Source organism: Pseudomonas sp. R1-18 (assembly GCF_051132095.1).
In the GTDB taxonomy this organism is placed as follows: domain Bacteria; phylum Pseudomonadota; class Gammaproteobacteria; order Pseudomonadales; family Pseudomonadaceae; genus Aquipseudomonas.
In genome coordinates, this window is sequence record NZ_CP071658.1 from 3,637,310 (window position 1) to 3,662,871 (window position 25,562).

22 protein-coding genes are annotated in these 25,562 nt (G+C 60.5%); 1 reads left to right on the plus strand and 21 read right to left on the minus strand.

What is annotated here, in order from left to right:
• Nucleotides 1-2: 2 nt before the first annotated feature.
• The 5 genes from surE to J3P77_RS16675 form a co-directional block, all read right to left on the minus strand.
• Nucleotides 3-752: a 5'/3'-nucleotidase SurE gene (surE, locus tag J3P77_RS16655; RefSeq protein WP_434677687.1), complete on the minus strand. Its 750-nt coding sequence runs from the start codon at nt 750-752 to the stop codon at nt 3-5.
• Entirely contained in the window at nt 740-1,798 is a 1,059-nt protein-coding gene (gene truD / locus J3P77_RS16660; protein WP_434677688.1) for a tRNA pseudouridine(13) synthase TruD, read from the minus strand. The genes surE and truD overlap by 13 nt, the downstream gene beginning before the upstream one ends.
• Nucleotides 1,795-2,268 carry a 2-C-methyl-D-erythritol 2,4-cyclodiphosphate synthase gene (gene ispF, locus J3P77_RS16665; protein ID WP_434677689.1) on the minus strand — a complete coding sequence of 158 codons (474 nt, stop codon included), beginning with the start codon at nt 2,266-2,268 and terminating at the stop codon, nt 1,795-1,797. The genes truD and ispF overlap by 4 nt, the downstream gene beginning before the upstream one ends.
• Nucleotides 2,269-2,322: 54 nt before the next feature.
• Nucleotides 2,323-3,168 carry an S-formylglutathione hydrolase gene (gene fghA / locus J3P77_RS16670; RefSeq protein WP_434677690.1) on the minus strand — a complete coding sequence of 282 codons (846 nt, stop codon included), beginning with the start codon at nt 3,166-3,168 and terminating at the stop codon, nt 2,323-2,325.
• 90 nt (nt 3,169-3,258) lie between these two features.
• Nucleotides 3,259-4,371 (minus strand): S-(hydroxymethyl)glutathione dehydrogenase/class III alcohol dehydrogenase, encoded by a 1,113-nt coding sequence (locus tag J3P77_RS16675; RefSeq protein WP_434677691.1) that lies wholly within the window; start codon nt 4,369-4,371, stop codon nt 3,259-3,261.
• Between the two features lie 104 nt (nt 4,372-4,475).
• Between J3P77_RS16675 and J3P77_RS16680 the strand changes: the two genes are divergently transcribed.
• Nucleotides 4,476-5,369 carry a LysR substrate-binding domain-containing protein gene (locus tag J3P77_RS16680; protein WP_434677692.1) on the plus strand — a complete coding sequence of 298 codons (894 nt, stop codon included), beginning with the start codon at nt 4,476-4,478 and terminating at the stop codon, nt 5,367-5,369.
• Nucleotides 5,370-5,405: 36 nt separating this feature from the next.
• Here the strand turns inward: J3P77_RS16680 and ispD are convergent, their stop codons facing one another.
• From ispD to rseP, 16 genes are all read right to left on the minus strand, one after another.
• Nucleotides 5,406-6,125, minus strand: coding sequence for a 2-C-methyl-D-erythritol 4-phosphate cytidylyltransferase (ispD, locus tag J3P77_RS16685; RefSeq protein WP_434677693.1), 720 nt, complete (start codon nt 6,123-6,125; stop codon nt 5,406-5,408).
• Between the two features lie 4 nt (nt 6,126-6,129).
• Nucleotides 6,130-6,408 carry a cell division protein FtsB gene (ftsB, locus tag J3P77_RS16690; RefSeq protein ID WP_434677694.1) on the minus strand — a complete coding sequence of 93 codons (279 nt, stop codon included), beginning with the start codon at nt 6,406-6,408 and terminating at the stop codon, nt 6,130-6,132.
• Nucleotides 6,409-6,598: 190 nt separating this feature from the next.
• Nucleotides 6,599-7,888, minus strand: coding sequence for a phosphopyruvate hydratase (eno, locus tag J3P77_RS16695; RefSeq protein WP_434677695.1), 1,290 nt, complete (start codon nt 7,886-7,888; stop codon nt 6,599-6,601).
• Between the two features lie 140 nt (nt 7,889-8,028).
• The gene (gene kdsA, locus J3P77_RS16700) at nt 8,029-8,874 is read right to left on the minus strand and encodes a 3-deoxy-8-phosphooctulonate synthase (RefSeq protein ID WP_434677696.1); all 846 of its coding nucleotides are present in this window, start codon (nt 8,872-8,874) and stop codon (nt 8,029-8,031) included.
• Nucleotides 8,875-8,880: 6 nt separating this feature from the next.
• Nucleotides 8,881-10,521, minus strand: a complete 1,641-nt coding sequence (locus J3P77_RS16705; RefSeq protein ID WP_434677697.1) for a CTP synthase — start codon at nt 10,519-10,521, stop codon at nt 8,881-8,883.
• Nucleotides 10,522-10,784: 263 nt separating this feature from the next.
• On the minus strand, nt 10,785-12,122 hold the full coding sequence (tilS, locus tag J3P77_RS16710) for a tRNA lysidine(34) synthetase TilS (protein WP_434677698.1): 1,338 nt from the start codon (nt 12,120-12,122) through the stop codon (nt 10,785-10,787).
• A gap of 185 nt (nt 12,123-12,307) precedes the next feature.
• Entirely contained in the window at nt 12,308-13,255 is a 948-nt protein-coding gene (locus J3P77_RS16715; RefSeq protein WP_434677699.1) for an acetyl-CoA carboxylase carboxyltransferase subunit alpha, read from the minus strand.
• A gap of 116 nt (nt 13,256-13,371) precedes the next feature.
• Complete coding sequence (gene dnaE / locus J3P77_RS16720; protein WP_434677700.1) at nt 13,372-16,893, minus strand: DNA polymerase III subunit alpha; 3,522 nt, start codon at nt 16,891-16,893, stop codon at nt 13,372-13,374.
• A gap of 66 nt (nt 16,894-16,959) precedes the next feature.
• Nucleotides 16,960-17,610: a ribonuclease HII gene (gene rnhB / locus J3P77_RS16725; RefSeq protein ID WP_434682040.1), complete on the minus strand. Its 651-nt coding sequence runs from the start codon at nt 17,608-17,610 to the stop codon at nt 16,960-16,962.
• A gap of 11 nt (nt 17,611-17,621) precedes the next feature.
• Nucleotides 17,622-18,761, minus strand: coding sequence for a lipid-A-disaccharide synthase (gene lpxB, locus J3P77_RS16730; protein WP_434677701.1), 1,140 nt, complete (start codon nt 18,759-18,761; stop codon nt 17,622-17,624).
• Nucleotides 18,762-18,763: 2 nt separating this feature from the next.
• Nucleotides 18,764-19,540 carry an acyl-ACP--UDP-N-acetylglucosamine O-acyltransferase gene (gene lpxA, locus J3P77_RS16735; protein WP_434677702.1) on the minus strand — a complete coding sequence of 259 codons (777 nt, stop codon included), beginning with the start codon at nt 19,538-19,540 and terminating at the stop codon, nt 18,764-18,766.
• Nucleotides 19,537-19,977, minus strand: a complete 441-nt coding sequence (fabZ, locus tag J3P77_RS16740) for a 3-hydroxyacyl-ACP dehydratase FabZ (protein WP_434677703.1) — start codon at nt 19,975-19,977, stop codon at nt 19,537-19,539. The genes lpxA and fabZ overlap by 4 nt, the downstream gene beginning before the upstream one ends.
• A 109-nt stretch (nt 19,978-20,086) precedes the next feature.
• On the minus strand, nt 20,087-21,142 hold the full coding sequence (gene lpxD, locus J3P77_RS16745) for a UDP-3-O-(3-hydroxymyristoyl)glucosamine N-acyltransferase (RefSeq protein WP_434677704.1): 1,056 nt from the start codon (nt 21,140-21,142) through the stop codon (nt 20,087-20,089).
• A gap of 1 nt (nt 21,143) precedes the next feature.
• Nucleotides 21,144-21,647 carry an OmpH family outer membrane protein gene (locus tag J3P77_RS16750; RefSeq protein ID WP_434677705.1) on the minus strand — a complete coding sequence of 168 codons (504 nt, stop codon included), beginning with the start codon at nt 21,645-21,647 and terminating at the stop codon, nt 21,144-21,146.
• Nucleotides 21,648-21,692: 45 nt separating this feature from the next.
• On the minus strand, nt 21,693-24,080 hold the full coding sequence (gene bamA, locus J3P77_RS16755; protein ID WP_434677706.1) for an outer membrane protein assembly factor BamA: 2,388 nt from the start codon (nt 24,078-24,080) through the stop codon (nt 21,693-21,695).
• Nucleotides 24,081-24,153: 73 nt separating this feature from the next.
• Complete coding sequence (gene rseP / locus J3P77_RS16760) at nt 24,154-25,506, minus strand: sigma E protease regulator RseP (protein WP_434677707.1); 1,353 nt, start codon at nt 25,504-25,506, stop codon at nt 24,154-24,156.
• Nucleotides 25,507-25,562 lie beyond the last annotated feature (56 nt).

A 25,562-nucleotide genomic window follows, 5' to 3' on the forward strand; every position in this document is an offset into this window, starting at 1 on the left:
CATCAGCGCAGGCCCTCCAGCCATTTGTTGAGGCTGCCAAAACCGTCCTGGTAGGTTCGATCCAGCCGCAAAGGCGTGATCGATACATAACCCTGCATGACCGCATGGAAGTCCGTGCCGGCACCGCCGTCCTCGGCATCGCCCGCAGCCGCTATCCAGTAACCGGCACGGCCTCTCGGGTCGACGACCTTTACTGGCGCCGCAGCCCGGGCGCGATGCCCCAGGCGGGTCAGTTGAATGCCGCGGACATGCTCCAGCGGCAGGTTCGGAATGTTCACGTTCAGCACCGTGCGCGGTGGCAGATCAAGCTGTTCATGCGCCTCCACCAGGAGCCGCGCGTAATGCGCCGCCGTAGCCAGGTTGTCCGGCTGGCGCGACAGAAACGAAAAGGCAAACGACGGTCGTTCGAGAAAACGCCCTTCCAGCGCCGCTGCGACCGTGCCTGAATACAACACGTCATCACCGAGGTTGGCGCCCAGATTGATCCCTGAAACCACCATATCCGGCTGGCGATCAAGCAATCCATTGATCCCCAGATGCACGCAATCGGTTGGCGTGCCGTTGACGCTGATGAAACCATTGGCCAGCGTGTGCGGATGCAGCGGACGATCGAGCGTCAGCGAACTGCTCGCACCGCTTTTGTCCTGGTCCGGCGCGATCACCACGCATTCAGTGTAGTCGGCCAGCGCCGCATGGAGCGCTGCGAGACCTGGCGCAGTGACGCCATCATCGTTTGAAATCAGAATACGCATGGGCTATCCGTGTGCCCGACCGACGCCAGATCGACGAGTTCGCGCACCAGTACGGTGGCGAAACATCCGGGTGGAAGGACGAATTCCAGTTGCAGAATGTCAGGCTCGGGATAATGCCACGTCAGGCGATCTATGGGCAGCCGCAGGATGCGACGTTCGTGCTCCATCCCCGCGCGAACAAGCCAGTCGCACAGGACGGCCTGCTCACCGGCAATGCGGTTTTCCAGCTCGGCGGTGGCACCGCTGGCGGGCGAAGGGCCAGCGCCCCACTGCGGGCCGGTTGGATGCAGATCCAGGATCGCCAGCCGTGGGTCGTTGCACTCGGCCTCGCCAGCCGGGAAAAAACTGCGGCTGTCCGTGAACGCCAGGAGATCGCCGATCTGCGCCCGTTGCCAGCTGCCATCAGCAACCCTGGCGGCCAGCACACGATTGAACAGATAGCTGCGCGCGGTCGAGAGCAGTCGCGAGCGCACATTGCGTTGCTCCGGCAGCGCCTGACGTGCCGCGTATTCGCGAGCCTCGCCCAGGTTGCCTCCCTGATAACCGAAGCGCTGTGCGCCAAAATAGTTCGGGATGCCGTGCTGCCTGATGGATTCAAGACGCTCATCAAGGGACTTCTGGTCCGCATCAAGCGAGGTCAGGCGCAATGTAAAGCCATTGGCGGCATGCGCGCCGCGCTGCAACTTGCGCCGGTGGCGGCCGCTGTCGAGGATGCGCAAGGTGTCATCCTGAGCCGCCGAAAGGTCAGGGTCAGCCTTGCCCGGCAGCTGGATACTGAACCACTGACGAGTCAGCGCCTGTCGATCTTTCAAGCCTGCATAGCTGACCGTGCGCAACTGCACGCCCGCTGCACGCGCCAGCCGACGAGCGGCTTCTTCGGTGTTCAGACCGCGTTTTTCGACCCACAGCCACAGATGCTCTCCGTCGCCGGAAAGCGGGATATCCAGAACCTCATCGACCTGAAAGTCTTCGGCAGTGGCTTTGAGTACCGCCCGACCCAGCGGCTGCCCATAAGCGGCAGGACCCAGCAATTCGAGTTCAGTCATGCGGACAGCAACAACGCGACGGCATGTACCGCGATGCCTTCCTCGCGACCGACGAAGCCAAGCTTCTCGGTGGTGGTGGCCTTGACGTTGACCTGATCGAGCGCTACTTGAAGGTCTTCGGCGATCAGCGTGCGCATCGCCTCGATATGCGGGGCCATCTTGGGTGCCTGAGCGACGATGGTGGCGTCGACGTTGCCGACCTTCCAGCCCTTGGCCTGCACCTGCTTGAGCACATGACGCAGGAGCACGCGGCTGTCGGCGCCCTTGAACTGCGGGTCGGTGTCAGGGAAGTGCTTGCCGATGTCGCCCAGTGCAGCGGCACCCAACAGCGCATCGCTGAGCGCGTGCAGGAGCACGTCGCCATCCGAATGGGCCAGCAGGCCGAAACCGTGTGCTATCCGCACGCCGCCCAAGGTAATGAAATCGCCTTCAGCGAAACGGTGCACATCGTAGCCATGGCCAATACGCATAGAAAAACGCCCTGGAAAAAAGTCAGGGCGTGATTCTACCTGCTTTGGCGCCGCTTAGGCGTTCAAGGCGTCGCCATGATGTCGCAAATGATCCTCGATGAAGCTGGCGATGAAAAAGTAGCTGTGATCGTAGCCCGGTTGCATACGCAGGGTCAGCGGATAGTCCGCCGCCCTGGCCGCCTGAACCAGAGCGTCCGGCTTCAGCTGACTGGCCAGGAAGTCATCGCGATCACCCTGATCGATCAGGGTCGGGAGCTTTTCAGCGGCATCGGCGATCAGCACGCTGGCATCCCATTCACGCCAGCGGGAACGGTCCTCGCCCAGGTAACGACTGAATGCCTTGTGGCCCCAGGGGCAGTCCATCGGGTTGCTGATCGGTGAGAACGCCGAAACCGACTTGTAACGACCAGGGTTGCGCAATGCACAGATCAGCGCGCCATGGCCGCCCATAGAATGCCCGCTGATGCTGCGCGCCTGTGACGCGGGAAAGTGCTCTTCGACCAACGCCGGCAGCTCATCGACGACGTAGTCGTGCATGCGATAGTGCCGGGCCCAGGGCTGCTCGGTGGCGTTGAGATAAAACCCTGCGCCGAGGCCGAAGTCCCACGCACCATCAGGATCGCCTGCTACGTCGGGCCCCCGCGGGCTGGTGTCGGGCGCAACGATGATGATGCCAAGTTCCGCGGCAACGCGCTGTGCAGCGGCTTTCTGCATGAAATTTTCGTCGGTGCAGGTCAGACCGGACAGCCAGTACAGCACCGGCAGCTTGCCGCCCTGCTCCGCCTGAGGCGGAAGGTACACGGCAAACACCATGTCGCAGCCCAGCACAGTAGACTTGTGCTTGTAACGCTTATGCCAGCCGCCGAAGCTTTTCTGGCAGGAGATGTTTTCCAGGGTCATTACGAAGCTCCAGGCCATAAGCTGCAAGCTGCAAGCTGAAAGAGGCGCCTGACCTCCTTGCGGCTTGCAGCTCGAAGCTTGCAGCAGCTCTTAGAAATGGATGACCGAGCGGATGCTCTTGCCTTCGTGCATCAGGTCGAACGCTTTGTTGATGTCTTCCAGACCCATGGTGTGGGTGATGAAAGTATCCAGCGGGATTTCGCCGGTCTGCGCCATATCGACATAACTTGGCAGTTCGGTACGACCGCGCACGCCGCCGAACGCCGATCCGCGCCAGACGCGACCGGTTACCAGCTGGAAAGGCCGGGTACCGATTTCCTGGCCAGCGCCAGCGACGCCGATGATCACGGACTCACCCCAGCCCTTGTGGCAGCATTCCAGCGCCGCACGCATGAGCTGCACATTACCGATGCACTCGAAGGAAAAATCCACGCCGCCGTCAGTCATATCGACGATCACTTCCTGAATCGGACGATCGAAGTCTTTCGGATTCACGCAGTCGGTCGCGCCCAGCTGCCGTGCGATCTCGAACTTGGCCGGGTTGATGTCGATGGCGATGATGCGCGCAGCCTTGGCCTTGACCGCACCGATGACCGCCGAAAGACCGATGCCGCCCAGGCCGAAGATGGCCACGGTGTCACCGGGCTTGACCTTGGCGGTGTTGAGCACCGCGCCGATGCCGGTGGTAACCCCACAACCCAGCAGGCAAACCTTTTCCAGCGGAGCTTCCTTGGCGATCTTCGCTACCGAAATCTCCGGCAGCACGGTGTACTCGGAAAACGTCGAAGTGCCCATGTAATGGAAAATCTGCTCGCCCTTGTAGGAAAAGCGCGTGGTGCCGTCCGGCATCAGGCCTTTGCCCTGGGTGGAACGAATGGCCTGGCAAAGGTTGGTCTTGCCGGACAGGCAGAATTTGCACTGACGGCATTCCGGGGTGTAGAGCGGGATCACATGATCGCCCACGGCCACCGAGGTCACGCCCTCGCCGATCGCCTCAACGATGGCACCGCCCTCATGACCAAGGATGGCGGGGAAGATGCCTTCCGGGTCCGCGCCCGACAACGTGTAGGCGTCGGTATGGCAAACGCCCGAGGCCACGACTCGCAGCAGCACCTCGCCAGCCTTGGGCATGGCGACGTCGACTTCCACGATCTCCAGAGGCTTGTTCGCCTCGAAGGCTACAGCAGCGCGTGACTTGATCATCAATCTTCTCCAGCGGAATAAAAACAGGCTTGCAGTGTAGTACAGTGCCGAAAAACGAGTAATCCAGCCAAAAGCAAAACATTATTGCTGCACAGGGATAATCTATGTACACCAACCGCTGGGAAGGCCTGGACGAATTCGTCGCGGTTGCCGAGTGCGGCCAATTCACGGCAGCCGCACAGAGATTGGGCGTTTCGTCATCGCATATCAGCCGTCAGATCGTTCGCCTCGAAGAGCGGCTGCAAACCCGTCTGCTCTACCGCAGCACTCGCAAGGTGGCGCTGACCGAAGCAGGCCAGACCTTTCTTCAGCATTGCCAACGCTTGCAGGATGGACGCGAAGAAGCGCTTCGCGCAGTCGGTGACCTGAATAGCGAACCCAAGGGGCTGCTGCGCATGACCTGCGCAGTGGCCTACGGGGAGCGCTTCATTACGCCGCTGGTTGCCCGCTTCATGGACCGATACCCGCAGCTGCGGGTTGAAATAGAGTTGAGCAACGAGACGCTGGATCTGGTGCATGAGGGCATGGATCTGGCCATTCGACTGGGCCGACTGCAGGATTCGCGACTGGTGGCGACGCGTCTGGCACCGCGGCGCATGTACATCTGCGCATCACCGGCGTATCTGGAGCGTTACGGACGTCCGCATAGCCTGTCGGAACTTGGCCGGCATAACTGCCTGATCGGCAGCAGCGATACCTGGCTGCTGCAACAGAATGGGCGGGAATTTTCTCAGCGCGTGCAGGGCAACTGGCGCTGCAACAGCGGGCAGGCGGTGCTGGACGCCGCGTTGCATGGCGTGGGCTTGTGCCAGCTGCCGGACTACTACGTTCAGGAGCATCTCGACAGCGGCGCGCTGATTTCCCTGCTCGACGCGCATCAGCCACCCAACACGGCGGTCTGGGCGCTGTATCCGCAGCAACGCCATCTTTCTCCGAAGGTGCGCAAGCTGGTCGACTACCTCAAGGAAGGCCTGGCCATGCGGAAGGAGTACAGGTAGGAGCGCGCTTGCCCGCGACGAGAGCGCTTCTGGGTATCAGTCCGACTCAGAGCTAAACGCGCCACGCCGCTGGCGCAGCCACTCCAGATCTTCCGGACGGGTGACTTTGATGTTGTCGGAGCGCCCTTCGATCAGCCGCGGCGACTGACCGGCCCATTCAATGGCCGAAGCTTCGTCGGTGATACTGACGTTCGCTACCAGGCTGTCCGCCAGCGCACGATGCAAAGCGCCAAGACGGAACATCTGCGGCGTGTAGGCCTGCCAGATCAGGCTGCGATCGACCGTTTCCTGAACCCGACCGTCACTACCGGCGCGCTTGAGGGTATCGCGAGCCGGCACCGCCAGCAGGCCGCCCACCGGGTCATCGGCCAACTCGCCGAGCAGGTTGTCCAGATCGCTGCGCGCCAGGTTTGGTCGTGCGGCGTCATGCACCAGCACCCAGTCGTCCTCGCCAGCGCCGTGAGCATGCAGGTGCAGCAGAGCGTTGAGCACCGAGCCCGAACGCTCCTTGCCGCCATCCACGCGCTGAATCCGCGAGTCGAGCGCGCAGGGCAAGGTGGGCCAGTAAGGGTCGTCCACAGCCAGACTGATCACCAGACCTTTTAGGCGCGGGTGATCGAGAAAACAGAGCAGGCTGTGTTCGAGAATTGTGAGGCCGCCCAGTTGCAGATACTGCTTGGGACGGTCAGCTGCCATGCGAGCACCGATGCCCGCCGCAGGAATCACTGCCCAGAAGGCAGGAAGAAATTCTTTCATCGCGTCATTGCGCCAGTTGATAAAGGGTTTCGCCATCCTTGACCATGCCCAGCTCGTGGCGGGCACGCTCTTCTACGGTTTCCAGGCCCTTTTTCAACTCCATGACTTCGGCGTCCAGTACGCGATTTCGCTCCAGCAGGCTTTCGTTTTCAGCATGCTGGTCTTCGATCTGCTGAGTCAGGCTGGCCACTTGCGCCAGGCTGCCGTTGCCCACCCACAGACGATACTGCAAGCCTGCCAAAAGCAGGAGCAGCACGAGGAACAACCAGTTAGGACTGCGCATTGAAATATCAGGTACCCAGTAGAAAAAAGACTGCAGAGCCAACACGAAGAACAAACAACCAAGGGCATTGAGCCTGACATAAGCCAGGCTCAATCACTCCCGATCAACGCGGAGTGTCCGCACCAGGGTCGCACTTTACATCGCCGTGGCGATTTCGCTGCGACACCAGTTGTCTTTTAACATTTACAACTCAACCGCGAAACTCGCTACGGCCGCGATAAACGGCTTTGGCACCCAGCTGCTCTTCAATGCGCAGCAACTGGTTGTACTTGGAAACGCGGTCGGAACGGCACAGCGAACCGGTCTTGATCTGGCCAGCCGAGGTACCGACGGCCAGGTCGGCGATGGTGGAATCTTCGGTTTCGCCCGAGCGGTGCGAAATGACTGCTGTATAGCCTGCCGCCTTGGCCATCTGGATGGCTTCCAGGGTCTCGGTCAGTGTGCCGATCTGGTTGAACTTGATCAGGATCGAGTTGGCGATCTTTTTGTCGATGCCTTCTTTGAGGATTTTGGTGTTGGTGACGAACAGGTCGTCGCCCACCAGCTGGATCTTGTCGCCGATCTTGTCGGTCAGCACTTTCCAGCCTGCCCAGTCGGATTCGTCCAGACCGTCTTCGATCGAGATGATCGGATAACGGCTGGTCAGCCCGGCCAGATAGTCCGCGAAACCTTCGGAATCGAACGAATGACCTTCGCCCGACAGGTTGTACTTGCCGTCTTCGTAGAATTCGCTGGCCGCGCAGTCCAGCGCGAGGGTCACGTCGGTGCCCAGCTTGTAGCCTGCGTTGGCGACCGCTTCGGCGATGGCGCCCAGTGCATCTTCGTTGGAGGCCAGATTCGGTGCGAAGCCGCCTTCGTCACCCACCGCAGTGTTCAAGCCACGTGCCTTGAGCACGGCCTTGAGGTGGTGAAAGATTTCGGTGCCCATGCGCAGCGCATCGGAGAAAGTCTTGGCGCCAACCGGCTGCACCATGAATTCCTGGATGTCGATGTTGTTGTCCGCGTGCTCACCGCCGTTGATGATGTTCATCATCGGAACCGGCATCGAGTAAACGCCCGGCGTGCCGTTGAGGTTGGCGATGTGCGCGTAGAGCGGCAGGTCCTGGTCCTGGGCAGCGGCCTTCGCGGCGGCCAGAGACACGGCGAGGATCGCGTTGGCGCCCAGGCTGGCCTTGTTCTCGGTACCGTCCAGGGCAATCATCGCCTGGTCCAGCGCCTTCTGATCAACCGGATCCTTGCCCAACAGCAGGTCGCGGATCGGACCGTTGATGTTCGCTACTGCCTTGAGTACACCCTTGCCCAGATAACGGCTCTTGTCGCCATCGCGCAGCTCAAGCGCTTCGCGCGAGCCGGTTGAAGCACCGGACGGCGCGCAGGCGGTGCCGATGATGCCGTTGTCGAGGAGCACATCTGCTTCCACGGTGGGATTGCCACGGGAGTCGAGAACTTCACGACCTTTGATGTCGACGATTTTTGCCATTGTTGTAAACACTCCAAGATTGACGAAAACGACGCAGCTGGGAAAACGATGTTGGTAGTCAGACGCAAAAAAAGGGCAGGCCTGAATGCGACAACCCCGTCACGAATGACGGGGAACGGCACTTTACCGGAGAACCCTTATCAAGCGGTCTCTACGATCGGAAAACTTTTAACAAGTTCATCCAGTGACTTGAGCTGGGCCAGGAAAGGCTCCAGTTTGTCCAGTCGCAAGGCGCAAGGGCCGTCGCATTTGGCATTGTCCGGATCCGGGTGAGCTTCGAGGAACAGGCCGGCCAGATTCTGGCTCAACCCGGCCTTGGCCAGGTCCAGCACCTGGGCGCGGCGACCACCGGCCGAATCGGCACGGCCACCTGGCATTTGCAAGGCGTGGGTCACGTCGAAGAACACCGGGTACTCGAACTGCTTCATGATGCCGAAGCCGAGCATGTCCACCACCAGGTTGTTGTAACCGAAGCTGGAGCCACGCTCGCAGAGGATCAACTGGTCGTTACCGGCTTCTTCGCACTTGGTCAGGATATGTTTCATTTCCTGAGGCGCGAGGAACTGGGCTTTCTTGATGTTGATCACCGCGCCGGTCTTGGCCATGGCGACCACGAGGTCGGTCTGGCGCGAAAGGAAAGCCGGCAACTGGATGATGTCGCACACTTCGGCAACCGGAGCCGCCTGATGCGGCTCGTGCACGTCGGTGATCAGCGGCACGTTGAAGGTGCGCTTGATCTCTTCGAAGATGCGCAAGCCTTCTTCCATGCCCGGGCCGCGGTACGAAGTGACCGAAGAACGGTTGGCCTTGTCGAAGCTGGCCTTGAACACATAAGGGATACCGAGTTTTTCGGTGACCCGCACATATTCTTCACAGACCTGCATCGCCATGTCCCGCGACTCGAGAACGTTCATGCCACCGAACAAGACCATAGGCTTGTCGTTGGCAATCTCGATCGAGCCGACACGGATGATTTTCTGAGCCATTTACTGTTATCCCTGTAAGGCGTTCTTCTGATGTTGAGCCAGCGCAGCTTTGACGAAACCACTGAACAGCGGGTGACCGTCACGCGGCGTCGAGGTGAACTCGGGGTGGAACTGGCACGCCACGAACCATGGATGATCCGGAGCTTCGACCACTTCGACCAGCGCACCGTCCCCAGAGCGACCGGAGATCTTCAGACCGGCTTCGATCAGCTGCGGCAACAGATTGTTGTTCACTTCGTAGCGGTGACGATGGCGCTCGACGATCACATCGCTGGCGTAGCAATCGTGAACCAGCGAGCCGGCCTCCAGCTGGCATTCCTGCGCGCCAAGGCGCATGGTGCCGCCCAGATCGGAAGCTTCGGTGCGTGTTTCCACCGCGCCGGTGGCGTCTTCCCACTCGGTGATCAGGCCCACGACAGGATGCGCGCCGTTACGATCGAACTCGGTGGAGTTGGCGTCTTTCCAGCCCAGCACGTTACGCGCGAACTCGATGACGGCCACTTGCATGCCCAGGCAGATGCCCAGGTATGGAACCTTGTTCTCGCGGGCGAACTGCACCGCGGTGATCTTGCCTTCGACGCCGCGCAGACCGAAGCCGCCCGGAACCAGAATCGCATCCACGCCTTCGAGCAGACCGGTGCCCTGGTTCTCGATGTCTTCGGAGTCGATGTAACGCAGGTTCACCTTGGTGCGGTTGGTGATACCGGCATGGCTCATGGCTTCGATCAGCGACTTGTAGGCGTCGAGCAGTTCCATGTACTTGCCGACCATGGCGATGGTGACTTCGTGCTCGGGGTTGAGCTTGGCATCGACCACCTTTTCCCACTCGGACAGGTCCGCGCCGCCACATTGCAGGCCGAAACGCTCGACGACGAAATCGTCCAGACCCTGAGCGTGCAACACGGCCGGGATCTTGTAGATGGTATCGACGTCTTCCAGCGAAATGACCGCGCGCTCTTCAACGTTGGTGAACAATGCGATCTTGCGACGCGACGACACGTCCACCGGATGGTCGGAGCGGCAGATCAGCACGTCAGGCTGCAGGCCGATGGAACGCAGTTCCTTGACGGAGTGCTGGGTCGGCTTGGTCTTGGTTTCGCCCGCGGTGGCGATGTAGGGAACCAGCGTCAGGTGCATCAGCATCGCGCGCTTGGAACCTACTTCCACACGCAACTGGCGGATGGCTTCGAGGAACGGTTGCGACTCGATGTCACCGACCGTGCCGCCGATCTCGACCAGCGCGACGTCGGCGTCGCCGGCACCCTTGATGATGCGGCGCTTGATTTCATCGGTGATGTGCGGAATGACCTGAATGGTCGCGCCCAGATAATCACCACGGCGCTCTTTGCGCAGGACGTGTTCGTACACACGGCCGGTGGTGAAGTTGTTGTTCTGGGTCATGGTGGTGCGGATGAACCGCTCGTAGTGGCCAAGGTCCAGGTCGGTTTCGGCGCCGTCGTGAGTGACGAACACTTCACCGTGCTGGAACGGGCTCATGGTGCCCGGGTCCACGTTGATGTAGGGGTCCAGTTTGAGCATGGTGACCTTAAGCCCCCTCGCCTCCAGGATGGCCGCCAATGAAGCCGAGGCAATGCCTTTCCCCAATGAAGAAACAACACCGCCCGTGACGAAGATGTAGCGCGTCATGAAAAACCCTAGAAGTCTGCGTTAAAGCGGTCAGAGCCGCCGGGGAAAGCGAAGGAAGGCCGAAGCCTCCGATTACCGACAAAATTCACGGTGCACTCCCGAAACTGCTGCGTTGAAACCGACCGGCAGAAGCCTGTCCATTGCGCGCCACATTTTAAGAATCACCCAGTAAATACGGGTTGGTAACCGGCAACTTGCGTCGATTCGAAAGAACCAACATAAGCTGTATCAAGAAGGGAGCGTAGTCTACCTGAAAGGCCCTTTCAGCTCAAACATTGGTCGCTCGTCGGTGCGACCCAGTGTAAACGCCAGTTTCCATGGGCCGAGCCATCCAGGCCGGGCAGATTCGCGACGGCGAGCAACTGGTCATCGCTATAGAGCAGCGGCAATCGGCCGCGCACGAATGTTGGCACGCCCTGCTCGTTCAAGAGCCGCTTGAGGTCTCGGTGCCCGCGGCCTGGCAACTGCATGACCTCACCGCCCTGACGATAAAGCACGCGCAGAGGCCCGACAGGCGTATCACCCGAGATCGTTACATGACCGTTGCCGGGAAGAGTCAGCCGCGGATAAGGCGGCAGCCACGGCGCAGGATTCCCCGCCTGCGAAGGCCAGCCGCCCGGCAGCCACCAGAGATGGTTTTCAGCGCGGTGCAGCTCGCCGTCGGCCAGTCGCCACACCGGTTGCGCGCCGGCCCCGGCATCGCGCAGATTTTCCCAACCGGCCCAATGATCGGTGTCCGGCAGTCGACTCAACGGCGTCAGCCAATAACGCAATGCATTGCGCTGACGGGCGGCGGACAGCACGGCGATGGGCGCCAGCGCCAGCACCGGCAGACCGAGCCAGGTAAACGAGGTGGTCGGTCGGGCGGCTTGTAGATCCTGCTCGGCCAACTCGTCGAGCAGCGTCTGCGCCTCTGCCAGATGCCCGGCCGCGCGCGCCATGTTCGCGCTCGCCTGCGGCCAGCGCTCGGTGAGCGGCGGCATTACCTGGTGACGCAGAAAATTGCGCGCATGGCAGGAGTCGTCGTTGCTCGGATCTTCGATCCAGCTCAGGCCATGACGTTGCGCATACAGTCCAAGCTCCTGGCGAGTTGCCGAAAGCAGAGGCCGGACCAGCACCCCTTCGCCCAGCGGACGCTGCGCCGGCATGCCCGCCAGGCCATGCACCCCTGCTCCGCGCAGCAGACGGAACAGCACGGTTTCAGCCTGATCGTCCAGATGCTGGCCGGTCAGCAGCAGCTCGCCCGGGCCAAGCGACCGGGCAAACGCGGCGTAACGCGCCTGCCGCGCGGCGGCCTCCAGACTGGCGCCCGCCGGCACATTGACGTGAAGCACCCGCAAAGAAACGCCCAGCTCGTCGCACACGCGCTGACAATGCGCGGGCCAAGTGTCGGCAACCGCTTGCAGACCGTGATGCACATGAATGGCGTTGAGCCGGGGAAGAGATTGTTGCCGGGCCAGGTCGGTCAGCAGGTGCAGCAGGACGGTGGAATCCAGGCCACCGGAGAACCCGATATGCCAGGCAGGCGCATTGCGTCGGCAAGCCAAGGCCTGAAGGACCCTGTCGCGAAGATCATGACCGCCCTGGGTACATCTGGTCATGGATACCCCGTCATCCTGAACCCACTGCATAGCCAACAAGTGTGTGGAAGGCAGCTTGCTGGCGACTGCGGTTAGTCAGTCGTTGCTGGAGGGACAGACTGCTGCTGTCGCGAGCAAGCTCACTCCCACAGATACAAATGCGGACACCAGACAAGCTGCGAAGCCGGTCTGGCAACCGCGCTCGATCAGAGGCCGTAGCTCATCAGACGGTCATAACGGCGAGCCAGCAGCGCGTCGTTATCGAACGTACGCAGCATGTCCAGCTGGCTGCTCAGCTCTTCGCGAATCGAAGCCGACGCCGCCACCGGATCGCGATGCGCGCCGCCCAACGGCTCATTGATCACCTTGTCCACGATCCCGAGGCCTTTCAGACGCTCAGCGGTGATGCCCATGGCCTCAGCCGCGTCCGGCGCTTTTTCGGCGGTCTTCCATAGGATCGATGCGCAACCTTCCGGCGAGATCACTGCGTAGGTGGAGTACTGCAACATGTTCAACTGATCACAGACACCGATCGCCAGTGCTCCGCCGGAACCACCTTCACCGATGACGGTGGCGATGATCGGAGTTTTCAGGCGTGCCATCACGCGCAGGTTCCAGGCAATCGCTTCGCTCTGGTTACGCTCTTCCGCGTCGATGCCCGGATAGGCACCCGGCGTATCGATGAACGTCAGGATCGGCATCTTGAAGCGCTCGGCCATTTCCATCAGACGGCAGGCTTTGCGATAGCCTTCAGGGCGCGGCATACCGAAGTTGCGGCGAACCTTCTCGCGCACTTCACGGCCTTTCTGATGACCGATCACCATCACCGGCTGGCCTTCCAGGCGAGCAGTACCGCCGACAATCGCCGCGTCGTCGGAGAAGTGGCGGTCGCCGTGCAGCTCCTCGAACTCGGTAAAAATGTTTTCGATGTAATCGAGCGTGTACGGACGACGCGGATGGCGCGCCATGCGCGCGATCTGCCAGCTGGTCAGGTTGCCGAAGATACTTTCGGTGAGCGTATTGCTCTTGTCTTGCAACCGGGAGATCTCGTCGCTGATGTTCAGCGAGTTGTCGTTACCCACCAAGCGCAGTTCTTCTATCTTGGCCTGCAAGTCAGCGATAGGCTGTTCGAAATCAAGAAAATTCGGGTTCATAGGCATCCGTCTTGGGTCGACGGCCAAGAGGCCGGCCGGTTGATCCGTCTGCGCCTTTCCTTCGGGAACAGGCGCGTTCAGGTCGAAATTGAAAATTCAGGGCTGAGCCTACAGCGTCAGCGATACTGCAGGAAGACGTTCTCACGTCCGAACTGGTCACGCAGAGCTTGAATCAAGCTGTCGGCCGGATCAATTCGCCACGCTTCTCCGAACTGCAACAACGCCTTGGCGCTCTGCCCGGTGTAGTCGACGGTGATCGGGCAAGCGCCGCGATGGCGCTTGCAAAGATCACCGAGCCAGCGCAGCCGGTCGCCCTTGAGCGCATCGGCATGCACCGTCACCCGCAGGCTTTCGGCAAGGTTGGTGCGCGCATCCTCGATGCTCATCACGCGCTTGGCACGCAGACGCAGCCCACCGGAGAAATCATCGTTACTCACTTCGCCCTCAACCACCACCATAGCATCGGTCTGCAACAGTGACTGGGCCGCGTGGAACGCATCGGCAAACAACGAGGCTTCAATACGCGCGGAGCGGTCGTCCAGGGTGATGAACCCCATCTTGTCGCCCTTCTTGTTCTTCATGACCCGCAGGGCAATGATCAGCCCCGCGACGGTCTGGGTATCACGCGCAGGCTTGAGGTCGATGATCCGCTGACGAGCGAAACGGCGGATTTCGCCTTCGTACTCATCGATCGGGTGACCGGTCAGGTACAGCCCCAGGGTTTCCTTCTCGCCGCGCAAACGATCCTTGAGGCTCAGCTCACGCGTCTTGCGATGGTTGGCGTAAACATCGGCATCCTCTTCGACGAACAGTCCGCCAAACAGGTCCGAATGACCGCTGTCACGACTGCGGGCGGTTTGCTCTGCAGCCTGGATGGCCTCTTCGAGCGCGGCCAGCAGCACCGAACGATTGCGGTCGATGTTGGCCTGATACGCCTTGGGCTCCAGCTCGAAATAAGGGCCGAGACGGTCCAGCGCGCCGCTGCGAATCAAGCCGTCCAATGTGCGCTTGTTGACCCGCTTGAGATCGACGCGGGCGCAGAAGTCGAACAGATCCGTGAAAGGGCCGTTCATCCGCGCTTCAGTGATCGCCTCGACCGGCCCCTCGCCGACACCTTTGATAGCACCGAGGCCATACAGAATCCGGCCGTCGTCGCTCACGGTGAACTTGAACTCGGAAGTGTTCACGTCCGGCGCGTCGAGACGCAGCTTCATGGTCCGCACTTCTTCGATCAAGGTCACGACCTTGTCGGTGTTGTGCATATCCGCCGAAAGCACCGCCGCCATGAAAGGCGCCGGGTAGTGGGTCTTGAGCCACGCGGTCTGATAGGAGACCAGGCCGTAAGCAGCCGAGTGAGACTTGTTGAAGCCGTAACCGGCGAATTTCTCCACCAGGTCGAAAATGTTACCGGCCAGGTCCGGGTCGATGTTGTTGTTCTTGCAACCTTCGATGAAACCGCCGCGCTGCTTGGCCATTTCCTCGGGTTTTTTCTTACCCATCGCCCGGCGCAGCATGTCCGCACCGCCCAGCGTGTAGCCGGCCATGACCTGAGCGATCTGCATCACCTGTTCCTGGTACAGGATGATGCCGTAGGTCGGCGCCAGTACCGGCTTGAGGCCTTCGTACTGGTAGTCGACGTGCGGATAGGACAGCTCTGCCCGGCCGTGCTTACGGTTGATGAAGTCGTCAACCATGCCGGACTGCAACGGGCCCGGACGGAACAGGGCCACCAGTGCGATCAGATCTTCCAGGCAGTCGGGCTTGAGCTTTTTGATCAGCTCTTTCATGCCGCGCGATTCAAGCTGGAAGACGGCCGTGGTTTCGGCGCGCTGCAACAGCTGATAGGTCGGCAGGTCATCGAGCGGAATGAACGCGATGTCCAGCGGCTCTTCATTGACCTTGGCGCGGTCGCGGTTGATGGTCTTGAGCGCCCAGTCGATGATGGTCAGCGTGCGCAGACCGAGGAAGTCGAACTTCACCAGCCCCGCCGCCTCGACGTCATCCTTGTCGAACTGGGTCACCAGACCGTCGCCTTCCTCGTCGCAATAGATCGGCGAGAAGTCAGTCAGCTTGGTCGGCGCGATGACCACACCACCGGCGTGCTTGCCGACGTTACGCACCACGCCTTCGAGCTTGAGGGCCATTTCCCAGATTTCAGCCGCTTCCTCATCCACCTTGAGGAAATCGCGCAGAACTTCTTCCTGCTCGTAGGCTTTTTCGAGGGTCATGCCCACTTCGAACGGAATCATCTTGGACAGGCGATCAGCCAGACCGTACGACTTGCCCTGAACCCGCGCCACGTCACGCACCACTGCCTTGGCGGCCATGGAACCGAAGGTGATGATCTGGCTGACCGCGTTGCGACCGTATTTCTCGGCCACGTAGTCGATCACCCGGTCACGGCCATCCATGCAGAAGTCGACGTCGAAGTCGGGCATGGAGACCCGCTCGGGGTTGAGGAAGCGCTCGAACAGCAGGTCGTATTCCAGCGGATCGAGGTCGGTGATCTTCTGCACGTAGGCGACCAGCGAGCCGGCACCCGATCCACGGCCGGGACCTACCGGCACGCCGTTGTTCTTGGCCCACTGGATGAAGTCCATCACGATCAGGAAGTAACCGGGGAACCCCATCTGGATAATGATATCCAGCTCGAAATTCAGCCGGTCCACATAGACCTGACGCCTGGCCTCGTAATCTTCGGTGGCGTCTTTGGGCAGCAGTACCGCGAGGCGCTCTTCAAGGCCTTCGAACGACACCTTGCGGAAATATTCGTCGATGGTCATGCCATCGGGAATCGGGAAGTTGGGCAGGAAGTGCGTGCCCAGCTTGACGTCGATGTTGCATCGCTTGGCAATCTCGACGGTGTTTTCCAGCGCGTCGGGCAGGTCGCTGAACAGCTCGGCCATTTCCTCCGCGCTTTTGAGGTACTGCTGATCGCTGTAATTGTGCGAACGGCGCGGATCGTCCAGCGCCCGGCCTTCGCCAATGCAGACGCGCGTCTCGTGCGCCTCGAAGTCGGTCTGTTTGATGAACCGCACATCGTTGGTCGCTACCAGCGGCGCGCCGTGACGTTCGGCCAGCGCCACAGCGGCGTGCAGGTGCTCTTCGTCATTGGCGCGATTGGTGCGCTGCACTTCGAGGTAAAAGCGATCAGGGAAAGTCGCCATCCATTTGCGCGTCAGCTCATCGGCCTCGCCGGGATTGCCGCCCAGCAACGCCATGCCGATTTCGCCTTCCTTGGCCGCGGAAAGAGCAATCAGACCTTCGCTGGCTTGCGCGACCCAGTCCCACTGGACGATGACCTGGCCGTTGCGCTGGCCCTCGATGAACCCCCGCGAGATCAGTTCGGTCAGGTTGCGGTAACCGAGCGGGTTCATGACCAGCAGGCTGATACGACTCAGCGCGGCATCATCATCGCGCCCGGCCAGCCACAGGTCGGCGCCGCAGATCGGCTTGATGCCGGCACCCTGGGCGGCCTTGTAGAACTTGACCAGCGAGCACATGTTGTTCTGGTCGGTCACCGCCACGGCCGGCATGTTCATGGCCGTCAGCGCCTTGACCAGCGGTTTGACGCGCACCAGGCCGTCGACCAGCGAGTATTCGGTGTGCAGGCGTAGATGAACGAAAGAAGCCGGCATGGTGATCCTATAGCGGGTAGACACAAAAAACGAAGGTCGGGATTGTAGCGAGCCCTGCGGCAAACGTCAGTTCTGAAGCAGACCAAACGACAGCGAAGGCGTACCGATCATCATCGCCTCGCGTGCCTCATAGGCCGCGCGGACCGGCGCGAACGAGCGCCTATGAATAGGCGTAGGCCCCAGACGAGCCAGCGCCTCCAGATGGACCGGCGTTGGATAGCCCTTGTGGCCGCCCATGCCGTAACCCGGGTAGATCAGCTCGAAGGCGGACATTTCCCGGTCGCGGCTGACCTTGGCCAGAATCGACGCCGCGGCGATGGCCGGAACCTTGGCATCGCCCTGAATGACCGGGGCGGACGGCACTGCCAGCTGCGGGCAGCGGTTGCCGTCGATCAGCGCCAGTTTTGGCGTGATGCTGAGTCCTTCCACCGCGCGCTTCATGGCGAGCATCGTGGCGTGCAGGATATTGAGGCTGTCGATCTCTTCGACTTCGGCGCGCGCGATGAACCAGCACAGGGCTTTTTCACAGATTTCGTCGAACAGCTTTTCGCGCTTTGCTTCGGTCAGCTTCTTGGAATCGTTGAGACCGATAATGGGCCTTGCGGGATCGAGGATGACCGCGGCAGTCACCACCGCGCCGCACAGCGGTCCGCGGCCGACTTCGTCGACTCCTGCGACCAGATCCTCGACCAGATTGAAATCCAGGCCCATTTGCATCGTTGCAACACTCATTGTGAAACCGGTTGACTGATCAGATTCAACACTGCATCGGCGGCCTGATTGGACGCATCGCGGCGCAAGGTCCGGTGAATCTCGTCGAAGCCCGCAGTCTGCGCCTGACCATCATTCAGAAGCGGAAGCAGCGTCTGCGCCAGCGCCTCAGGCGTCGCCGCGTCCTGCAACAGCTCGGGCACCAGCAGGCGCTGCGCCAACAGGTTGGGCAGCGACACATACGGGCTTTTGACCATGCGTTTGAGAATCCAGAAGGTAACCGGAGCCAGGCGATACGCAACGACCATCGGTCGCTTGTACAGCAGTGCTTCAAGGGTTGCCGTCCCGGATGCAATCAATACCGCATCGCAGGCCGCCAGCGCCACATGCGACCGCCCGTCGAGCAGAGTGATCGGCAGGCTGCGGCCTTCGAGCAACTGCTCGATCTGTGCGCGCCGCTGAGGGCTGGCGCATGGCAACACGAACCGCAGATCCGGACGCTCGGCCAGCAAGCGAGTGGCGGTATCGAAGAACAGAGCGCCAAGGCGCCCCACCTCCCCGCCACGGCTACCCGGCATCAAAGCGACCACAGGGCCATCGCCCAGCCCCAGTTCGGCACGCGCCGCACTACGGTCGGCATCGAGCGGGATGGTATCGGCCAGCGGATGGCCGACAAAACGCACCGGCACGCCCTGCTCTTCGTAGAAACGCGCTTCGAACGGCAGCAGCGTGAGCATCAGGTCGCAGCCTTCGCGAATCTTGACCACTCGTTTCTGCCGCCACGCCCAGACCGACGGGCTGACGTAATGCACGGTCTTGATACCGGCACGCCGCAGCTGGAGCTCGATGTTGAGCGTGAAATCAGGCGCGTCGATACCAATGAACACGTCCGGCCGGGCGTCGATCAGACTCTGGACCAGCAACTTGCGTCGGGCCAGCAGCTCACGCAAGCGGCCAAGCACTTCGACCAGGCCCATGACTGACAGGCGCTCCATCGGAAAGTCGGAAACCATGCCTTCGGCTTCCATGAGCGGCCCACCGACGCCGATGAACTGCGCATCGGGATGACGCGCCTTGATGGCGCGCATCAGACCCGAGCCGAGAATATCGCCGGAAGCTTCGCCAGCCACCAGCGCGATACGCAATGGAGTGTTCATGGTTAGCGGGTGATACCGCGAGTGGAGGACTGGATCGACTGCAGGAACAACGCAACTTCAGGGTGCTGGGCCGCGGGCTCCGCCAGCTGGGCGATCGCCATGTCGATGGTCAGGCCTTGTCGGTAGACAGTCTTGTAGGCCCGGCGCAACGCATGAATGGCCTGTTCTGAGAATCCACGACGACGCATGCCTTCAAAATTCATGCTGCGCGCCTCGGCAGGGTTGCCGAACACCGTGACGAACGCGGGTACGTCCTTGCCGATTGCTGTGCCCATGCCGGAAAAGCTGTGAGCGCCGATGTGGCAGAACTGATGCACCAGCGTGAACCCGGACAGGATCGCCCAGTCATCGACGTGCACGTGACCGGCCAGCGCAGTGTTGTTCACCAGGATGCAGTGATTGCCGATCACGCTGTCGTGCCCGATATGGGCGTAGGCCATGATCAGGTTGTGATCGCCTATCGTGGTTTCAGCGCGGTCCTGAATGGTGCCGCGGTGAATGGTCACCCCTTCTCGAATGACGTTGTGATCACCGATCACCAGACGCGTGGCTTCGCCCTTGTACTTGAGATCGGGCGTGTCTTCACCTACCGAGGAGAACTGGTAGATGCGGTTATGCTTGCCGATCCGCGTCGGCCCTTTGAGGATCACATGCGGACCGACGACTGTACCCTCGCCAATTTCCACACCGGCTCCGATGATCGACCACGGGCCGACCTCTACGTCAGCAGCCAGTACGGCCGTCGGATCGATGATTGCGCGAGAGTCAATCAAACTCATAGCTTGCGTTCCGCACAGATGATTTCAGCAGAGCATACCGGCTTTCCGTCGACGGTAGCCTGGCACTCGAACTTCCAGATCTGACGCTTGCTGCTCAGGAACTTGGCTTCCAGTACCAGCTTGTCACCCGGCAGGACGGGCTGGCGGAAGCGCAGCTTGTCCGAGCCTACGAAGTAGTAAAGCGTACCGTCGGAAGGTTTGGTATCCAGCATCTTGAACGCAAGGATGCCCGCAGCCTGGGCCATCGCTTCGATGATCAGCACGCCGGGCATGATCGGATGTTGAGGAAAGTGACCCTCGAAGAAAGGTTCGTTGACACTGACGTTCTTGTAAGCGCGAATGGTCTTGCTCTCGACATCCAGCTCGGTCACGCGATCCACCAGCAGGAACGGGTAACGGTGAGGCAGGTATTCGCGAATTTCTGTGATGTCCATCATTTCGAGGGGAAGCCTGTAGTAAAGATTGGGAGTGCGTCGCGACTGCGCAGCACCCCTCTGCATCAAGGAGGCAGTTTATCGACTGTGCACGCTTGATATTAAAAAGGTATCAGCCATCAGATGAAGCATTGCTGGCGCAGGTCACGGTCTCGACCGTCTTTTCGAGTTTTTGCAGGCGACGGGCCATATCATCGATCTTGCGCAACCGCGCTGCGCTCTTGCGCCATTCGGCCGCAGGCTGCATGGCCGTTCCGGATGAATAGGAGCCCGGTTCGGTGATCGAATGCGTCACCATGGTCATACCGGTAATGAACACGCCGTCGCAGATTTCGATGTGGCCGACCAGCCCTACACCGCCCGCCAGCATGCAATGCTTGCCGATTTTGGTGCTGCCGGAGATACCGACGCAGGCCGCCATCGCCGTGTGATCACCGACCTGCACGTTATGGGCGATCTGAATCTGGTTATCCAGCTTCACGCCATTGCCGATCCGCGTATCTGCCAGCGCGCCGCGGTCGATGGCCGTATTGACCCCGATCTCGACGTCGTCACCGATGGTCACGCCGCCGATCTGGGCGATCTTCTGCCACACACCCTTTTCGTTGGCGAAACCGAAGCCTTCGCCGCCCAGCACCGCGCCGGACTGGATGACCACACGCTTGCCGATTCGCACGTCGTGATAAAGCGTCACGCGAGGTGCCAACCAGCCACCTTCGCCGATCTCGCATCGGGCGCCGATGAAGCAATGCGCGCCAATGGTGACGTTCGCTGCAATGGAAACGCCGCTCTCGATGACTGCGAAAGCGCCGATGCTGGCGGACGGATCAATCTGCGCGTCGCCGGCAACCACGGCCGTCGGATGAACGCCGACAGCGGCCTTGGGCTTGGGGTCGAACAGATGAGAGATACGGGCGTAAGCCAGATACGGATCCGGGACCAACAGCGCATCGCCCGCGTAAGCGTCAGCGTCAGCCGGCTTCAGGAGCACGGCGCCGGCCTTGGCATCGACGAGGAATTTGCGGTACTGAGGATTTGCCAGGAAGCTGAGCTGATCAGGGCCGGCCTCTTGTAAAGTGGCCAGCCCGGTGATGTTCTTCTCCTGGTCGCCACGTAGCGTGGCGCCAAGGAACTCGGCCAACTGGCCGAGTTTTATAGTCGCGCTCATATTACTTCAGCTGGTTCATGCGCTCGATGACCTGGCGAGTGACGTCGTACTGAGGCTTGACATCAATCACTGCACCGCGCTCGAAAACCAGGTCGAAACCACCTTTCTTGATGACTTCTTCAACAGCCTGATCCAGCTTCGGCTTCAGCTGCTTGAGCATTTCACGGTCGGCAACGGCCTTGGCTTCGTTCAGTTCCTTGGACTGGAACTGGAAGTCACGAGCCTTCTGCTTGAATTCCAGCTCCAGACGCTCGCGCTCTGGCTGAGCCATCTTGTCGCCGCCACTGACCAGACGGTCCTGGATACCCTTGGCGCTGCTTTCCAGACCCTTCAGCTTGGTCAGCTGCGGGCCAAATTTCTTCTCGGCGTCAACGGCGTATTTCTTCGCCGCATCGGATTCCAGCAGGGCCATCTGATAATTCAGAACAGCGATTTTCATGTCAGCGAACGCCGGGCCGGCAACAAGAACAGAGGCCAGCATTACCAATTGAGTCAACTTACGCACAATACAGCTCCTACAGAATTCGTTGCGTTATCAAAGATCAGCCGATTAGAACGTCTGACCCAGGGAGAATTGGAACACTTGGGTTTCGGAGTCGTCGTCCGGTTTCTTGACCGGCATCGCCAGCGCGAAGCTCAGAGGACCCAGCGCGGTGATCCAGGTGACGCCGACACCGACGGAGCTCGCCATGCCAGAGAAGTCGATGTCGTTACACTCGACCTTTTCACCGGTGTTTGTCGTGCGACTGGAATCGCAGTTGGTGTCGAATACGTTACCCACGTCCCAGAACAGCGAGGTACGCAGCGAGCGCTGGTCCTTGATGAACGGCAGCGGGAACATTATTTCCACGCCGCCCTGAACCAATGCGTTACCACCGAATGGAAGCGGATCCTGATCCGGGTCAGCCACAGTGCCAGGGCGACCGCCATTGGCCGCACCGATACTCGGCGTGCTGCGCGGGCCCAGCGTGCTGTCCTTGAAACCGCGAACCGAATTGAAGCCACCGGCATAGTAGTTTTCATAGAACGGCAGACCCGAGGTCGAACCGTAGCCGTCGCCATAACCCAGCTCGGTGTGCAGGCGGAGGGTGTAGCTGTCGGAGATCGGGTGGAAATACTGGGCGCGGTAGTCGAGCTTGAAGAACGACAGATCGCTACCTGGCAAGGTGCTTTCCAGGACCAGACTCTGCGAGTGACCACGAGTCGCCAGTACGCCCTTGTTCAGGGTCGACTCGGACCAGCCTACGGAAGCCTTGAAGTTCAGGAAGCTTTCGCCTTCCCTGTCGATGAAATCGAAGATCTCTTCAACGGTGTAGGTACCGGTCTTGATCTTGTCCTGCTGGACGTTCAGGCCATAAGTCAGGCGCGACGTCTCGCTGATCGGGTAGCCAAGGCTGATACCGGCGCCAAGGCTGTCGACCGCATAGCTTGCCACGTCGACATCGAGATCATCGTAGTCGGTGGTGCGGTAGAAGGCGTTGTAACCCAGGCTCACGCCGTCGGCGGTGTAGTATGGATCGACGTAGCTGAAGTTGTAACGGCTCTGGTATTCGCTGCGGGTCAGACCGATGCTGACCTTGTTGCCTGTACCGAGGAAGTTGTTCTGGCTGATCGAACCGCCCAGGATCAGACCCGCGCTCTGCGCGAAGCCGACGCTCGCAGTGATCGAACCGGAAGCCTGCTCTTCTACTGCGTAGTTCACGTCCACCTGATCGTCGGTGCCCGGCACGGCTGGCGTCTCGACGTTGACTTCCTTGAAGAAGCCCAGACGATCCAGACGGGTCTTGGACTGGTCGATCAGGTAGGTCGATGCCCAGCCACCTTCCATCTGGCGCATTTCGCGACGCAGCACTTCGTCCGCCGACTTGGTGTTGCCGCGGAAGTTGATGCGGTTGACGTAGGCACGCTTGCCCGGATCGACGACAAAGGTGATGTCGACGGTATGGTCTTCGGCGTTTGGCGTCGGAACGCCGTTCACGTTGGCGAAGGTATAGCCTTCGTTGCCCAGGCGACGAGTGATCAGTTCAGACGTCGTGGTCATGACCTTGCGCGAGAAAACCTGACCCGGCTGCACCAGCAGCAGGGATTTGACCTGATCTTCAGGCACTTTGAGGTCGCCGCTGAGCTTGACCGACTTGACGCTGTACTTCTCGCCTTCGTTGACGTTGACAGTGATGTAGACGTTTTTCTTGTTCGGGGTGATCGATACCTGGGTCGAGGCGATATCCATGTTGATATAGCCGCGATCCAGATAGTAGGAACGCAGACGTTCCAGGTCACCGGACAGCTTTTCACGCGCGTACTTGTCGTCGTTCTTGAAGAACGACAGCCAGTTGGTGGTCTTGAGTTCGAACAGGCCGATCAGGTCTTCGTCCGGGAATACAGTGTTGCCCACGACGTTGATGTGCTGGATGGCAGCGACGGTGCCTTCGTTGATGTCGATCTTCAGACCGACGCGGTTGCGCGGCTGAGGAACAACCTCGGCGTTGACCTCGGCGGAGTAGCGACCCTGTGCTACATATTGACGCTGCAGTTCGTTACGCACGCCTTCGAGCGTCGCGCGCTGGAAGATCTCGCCTTCGGCCAGACCGGACTGCTTGAGCCCTTTCATCAGGTCTTCGGTGGAAATCGCCTTGTTACCGGTGATTTCGATACTGGCCACGGAAGGACGCTCGACGACGCTGATGACCAGCACGTTGCCATCGCGACCCAGCTGGATATCCTGGAAGAAACCGGTTTTGAACAGCGCACGGGTCGCTTCAACCAGACGACTGTCATCCGCCTCTTCACCGACGTTCAGCGGCAACGCGCCGAACACGCTGCCGGCGGACACCCGCTGGAGCCCGTTGACACGGATATCGGAGATGGTGAAGGACTCGGCGTGAACTTCAGCGATCATCAGTACGGCAAGAACCGCAGTTAGCAGCAGACGTTTCATGAAGTCCTTTCTTATTCCAACTGGCAATAAACAAACTGCCGCAAAATGCGGCAGATTCGCAACACAGCAACGCTTACAGTCGACCCAGATCGTTCACCAGCGCGAGCAACATGACGCCCACCACCAGACTGATACCGATCTGAACCCCCCAACCTTGTACCTTTTCCGAAAGGGGGCGACCACGTGCCCACTCAATCAGATAAAACAGCAGATGCCCCCCATCCAGTACCGGAATGGGCAGCAAATTCAGAACACCCAGGCTAATGCTCAGGTAGGCCAGGAAGTTTAGAAAATCTCCCATGCCCGACTGGGCCGAAGCGCCCGCCACTTTAGCAATGGTTATCGGTCCGCTCAAGTTTTTTACCGACAGCTCGCCGAACAACATTTTCTTCAGCGATTCGAGGGTCAGAACGCTCATGGTCCAGGTGCGACTCGCGCCTTCGGCCACTGCCGCAAGCGGACCGTAACTGACTTCGCGGAGCATTTCGGGCGGCCAGTCAATTCCGGTAACACCGGCACCCAGATAGCCCGCCGCCGCCTCGCCGTCACCCCGGGTAGTCAGAGTCAGAGGAACTTCGAGCTGCGCGCCATCGCGCTCTATACCTACGGTGACCTTGGCATCAGGTCGTTCACGAACCCAGTCGACCACCTGCTGCCATTCGCTGACCGCCTGGCCGTTAAGCGCCAGCAAACGGTCGCCGGTACGCAAGCCCGCAGCCTGCGCGGGGCCTTTCGGATCCAGCTCGGCAAGCACCGGCGGCAAGGCCGGACGCCATGGGCGAATGCCAAGCGACTTGATCGGGTCAGGCTCGGCCGCGCCCTTGAGCCAGTTATCCAGAGCAAGCTCGCGCGGCTTGTCGACGCTTGAACCTTCATCACGGACTTTAAGGGCAATACTGCCGCTCTCACCCAGACGACGCACAAGCTGGAGATTGACCGCCGACCAGCCCGAAGTAGGCTCGCCGTCGACCGAAACAATCTCTTGCCCGGCGGCAAGCCCCGCCCTCTCGGCAATGCTGCCCGCCTCTACCGCGCCGATCACCGGCCGTACCTGCTGGCTGCCCAGCATCGCGAGCGCCCAGAAGAACACCAGTGCCAGCAGAAAATTCGCAGCGGGACCGGCGATGACAATGGCGATACGCTGATAGACCGACTTGCGATTGAAGGACTGGTCGGCCAGTTCCGGCGGCACATCCCCTTCGCGCTCGTCGAGCATCTTCACGTAGCCGCCCAATGGAATGGCGGCAATCACGTATTCGGTACCCTGGCGGTCATGCCAGCGCACCAGCGCCGTACCAAAGCCCACCGAAAAGCGCAGGACCTTCACGCCACAACGGCGCGCGACCCAAAAGTGACCGAATTCATGAAAGGTAACCAGAACACCCAGTGCGACCAGGGTGCCGACGATCATATATAGCGCGCTCATCAACCTTCTCCGGATACCGACTCATCGGCACGTGTGTTCATCATTGCAGCCTGAAG

Coding starts and splice junctions, on each gene's coding strand:
- lpxA (WP_434677702.1), bottom strand. CDS start 19,540: ATGAGTTTGATTGACTCTCGCGCAATCATCGATCCGACGGCCGTACTG.
- J3P77_RS16675 (WP_434677691.1), bottom strand. CDS start 4,371: ATGATCAAGTCACGCGCTGCTGTAGCCTTCGAGGCGAACAAGCCTCTG.
- ftsB (WP_434677694.1), bottom strand. CDS start 6,408: ATGCGCAGTCCTAACTGGTTGTTCCTCGTGCTGCTCCTGCTTTTGGCA.
- truD (WP_434677688.1), bottom strand. CDS start 1,798: ATGACTGAACTCGAATTGCTGGGTCCTGCCGCTTATGGGCAGCCGCTG.
- rnhB (WP_434682040.1), bottom strand. CDS start 17,610: ATGCAAATGGGCCTGGATTTCAATCTGGTCGAGGATCTGGTCGCAGGA.
- surE (WP_434677687.1), bottom strand. CDS start 752: ATGCGTATTCTGATTTCAAACGATGATGGCGTCACTGCGCCAGGTCTC.
- tilS (WP_434677698.1), bottom strand. CDS start 12,122: ATGACCAGATGTACCCAGGGCGGTCATGATCTTCGCGACAGGGTCCTT.
- lpxB (WP_434677701.1), bottom strand. CDS start 18,761: ATGAACACTCCATTGCGTATCGCGCTGGTGGCTGGCGAAGCTTCCGGC.
- lpxD (WP_434677704.1), bottom strand. CDS start 21,142: ATGAGCGCGACTATAAAACTCGGCCAGTTGGCCGAGTTCCTTGGCGCC.
- J3P77_RS16715 (WP_434677699.1), bottom strand. CDS start 13,255: ATGAACCCGAATTTTCTTGATTTCGAACAGCCTATCGCTGACTTGCAG.
- kdsA (WP_434677696.1), bottom strand. CDS start 8,874: ATGGCTCAGAAAATCATCCGTGTCGGCTCGATCGAGATTGCCAACGAC.
- ispF (WP_434677689.1), bottom strand. CDS start 2,268: ATGCGTATTGGCCATGGCTACGATGTGCACCGTTTCGCTGAAGGCGAT.
- J3P77_RS16680 (WP_434677692.1), top strand. CDS start 4,476: ATGTACACCAACCGCTGGGAAGGCCTGGACGAATTCGTCGCGGTTGCC.
- bamA (WP_434677706.1), bottom strand. CDS start 24,080: ATGAAACGTCTGCTGCTAACTGCGGTTCTTGCCGTACTGATGATCGCT.
- ispD (WP_434677693.1), bottom strand. CDS start 6,125: ATGAAAGAATTTCTTCCTGCCTTCTGGGCAGTGATTCCTGCGGCGGGC.
- eno (WP_434677695.1), bottom strand. CDS start 7,888: ATGGCAAAAATCGTCGACATCAAAGGTCGTGAAGTTCTCGACTCCCGT.
- fabZ (WP_434677703.1), bottom strand. CDS start 19,977: ATGATGGACATCACAGAAATTCGCGAATACCTGCCTCACCGTTACCCG.
- rseP (WP_434677707.1), bottom strand. CDS start 25,506: ATGAGCGCGCTATATATGATCGTCGGCACCCTGGTCGCACTGGGTGTT.
- fghA (WP_434677690.1), bottom strand. CDS start 3,168: ATGACCCTGGAAAACATCTCCTGCCAGAAAAGCTTCGGCGGCTGGCAT.
- J3P77_RS16705 (WP_434677697.1), bottom strand. CDS start 10,521: ATGACGCGCTACATCTTCGTCACGGGCGGTGTTGTTTCTTCATTGGGG.
- dnaE (WP_434677700.1), bottom strand. CDS start 16,893: ATGCCGGCTTCTTTCGTTCATCTACGCCTGCACACCGAATACTCGCTG.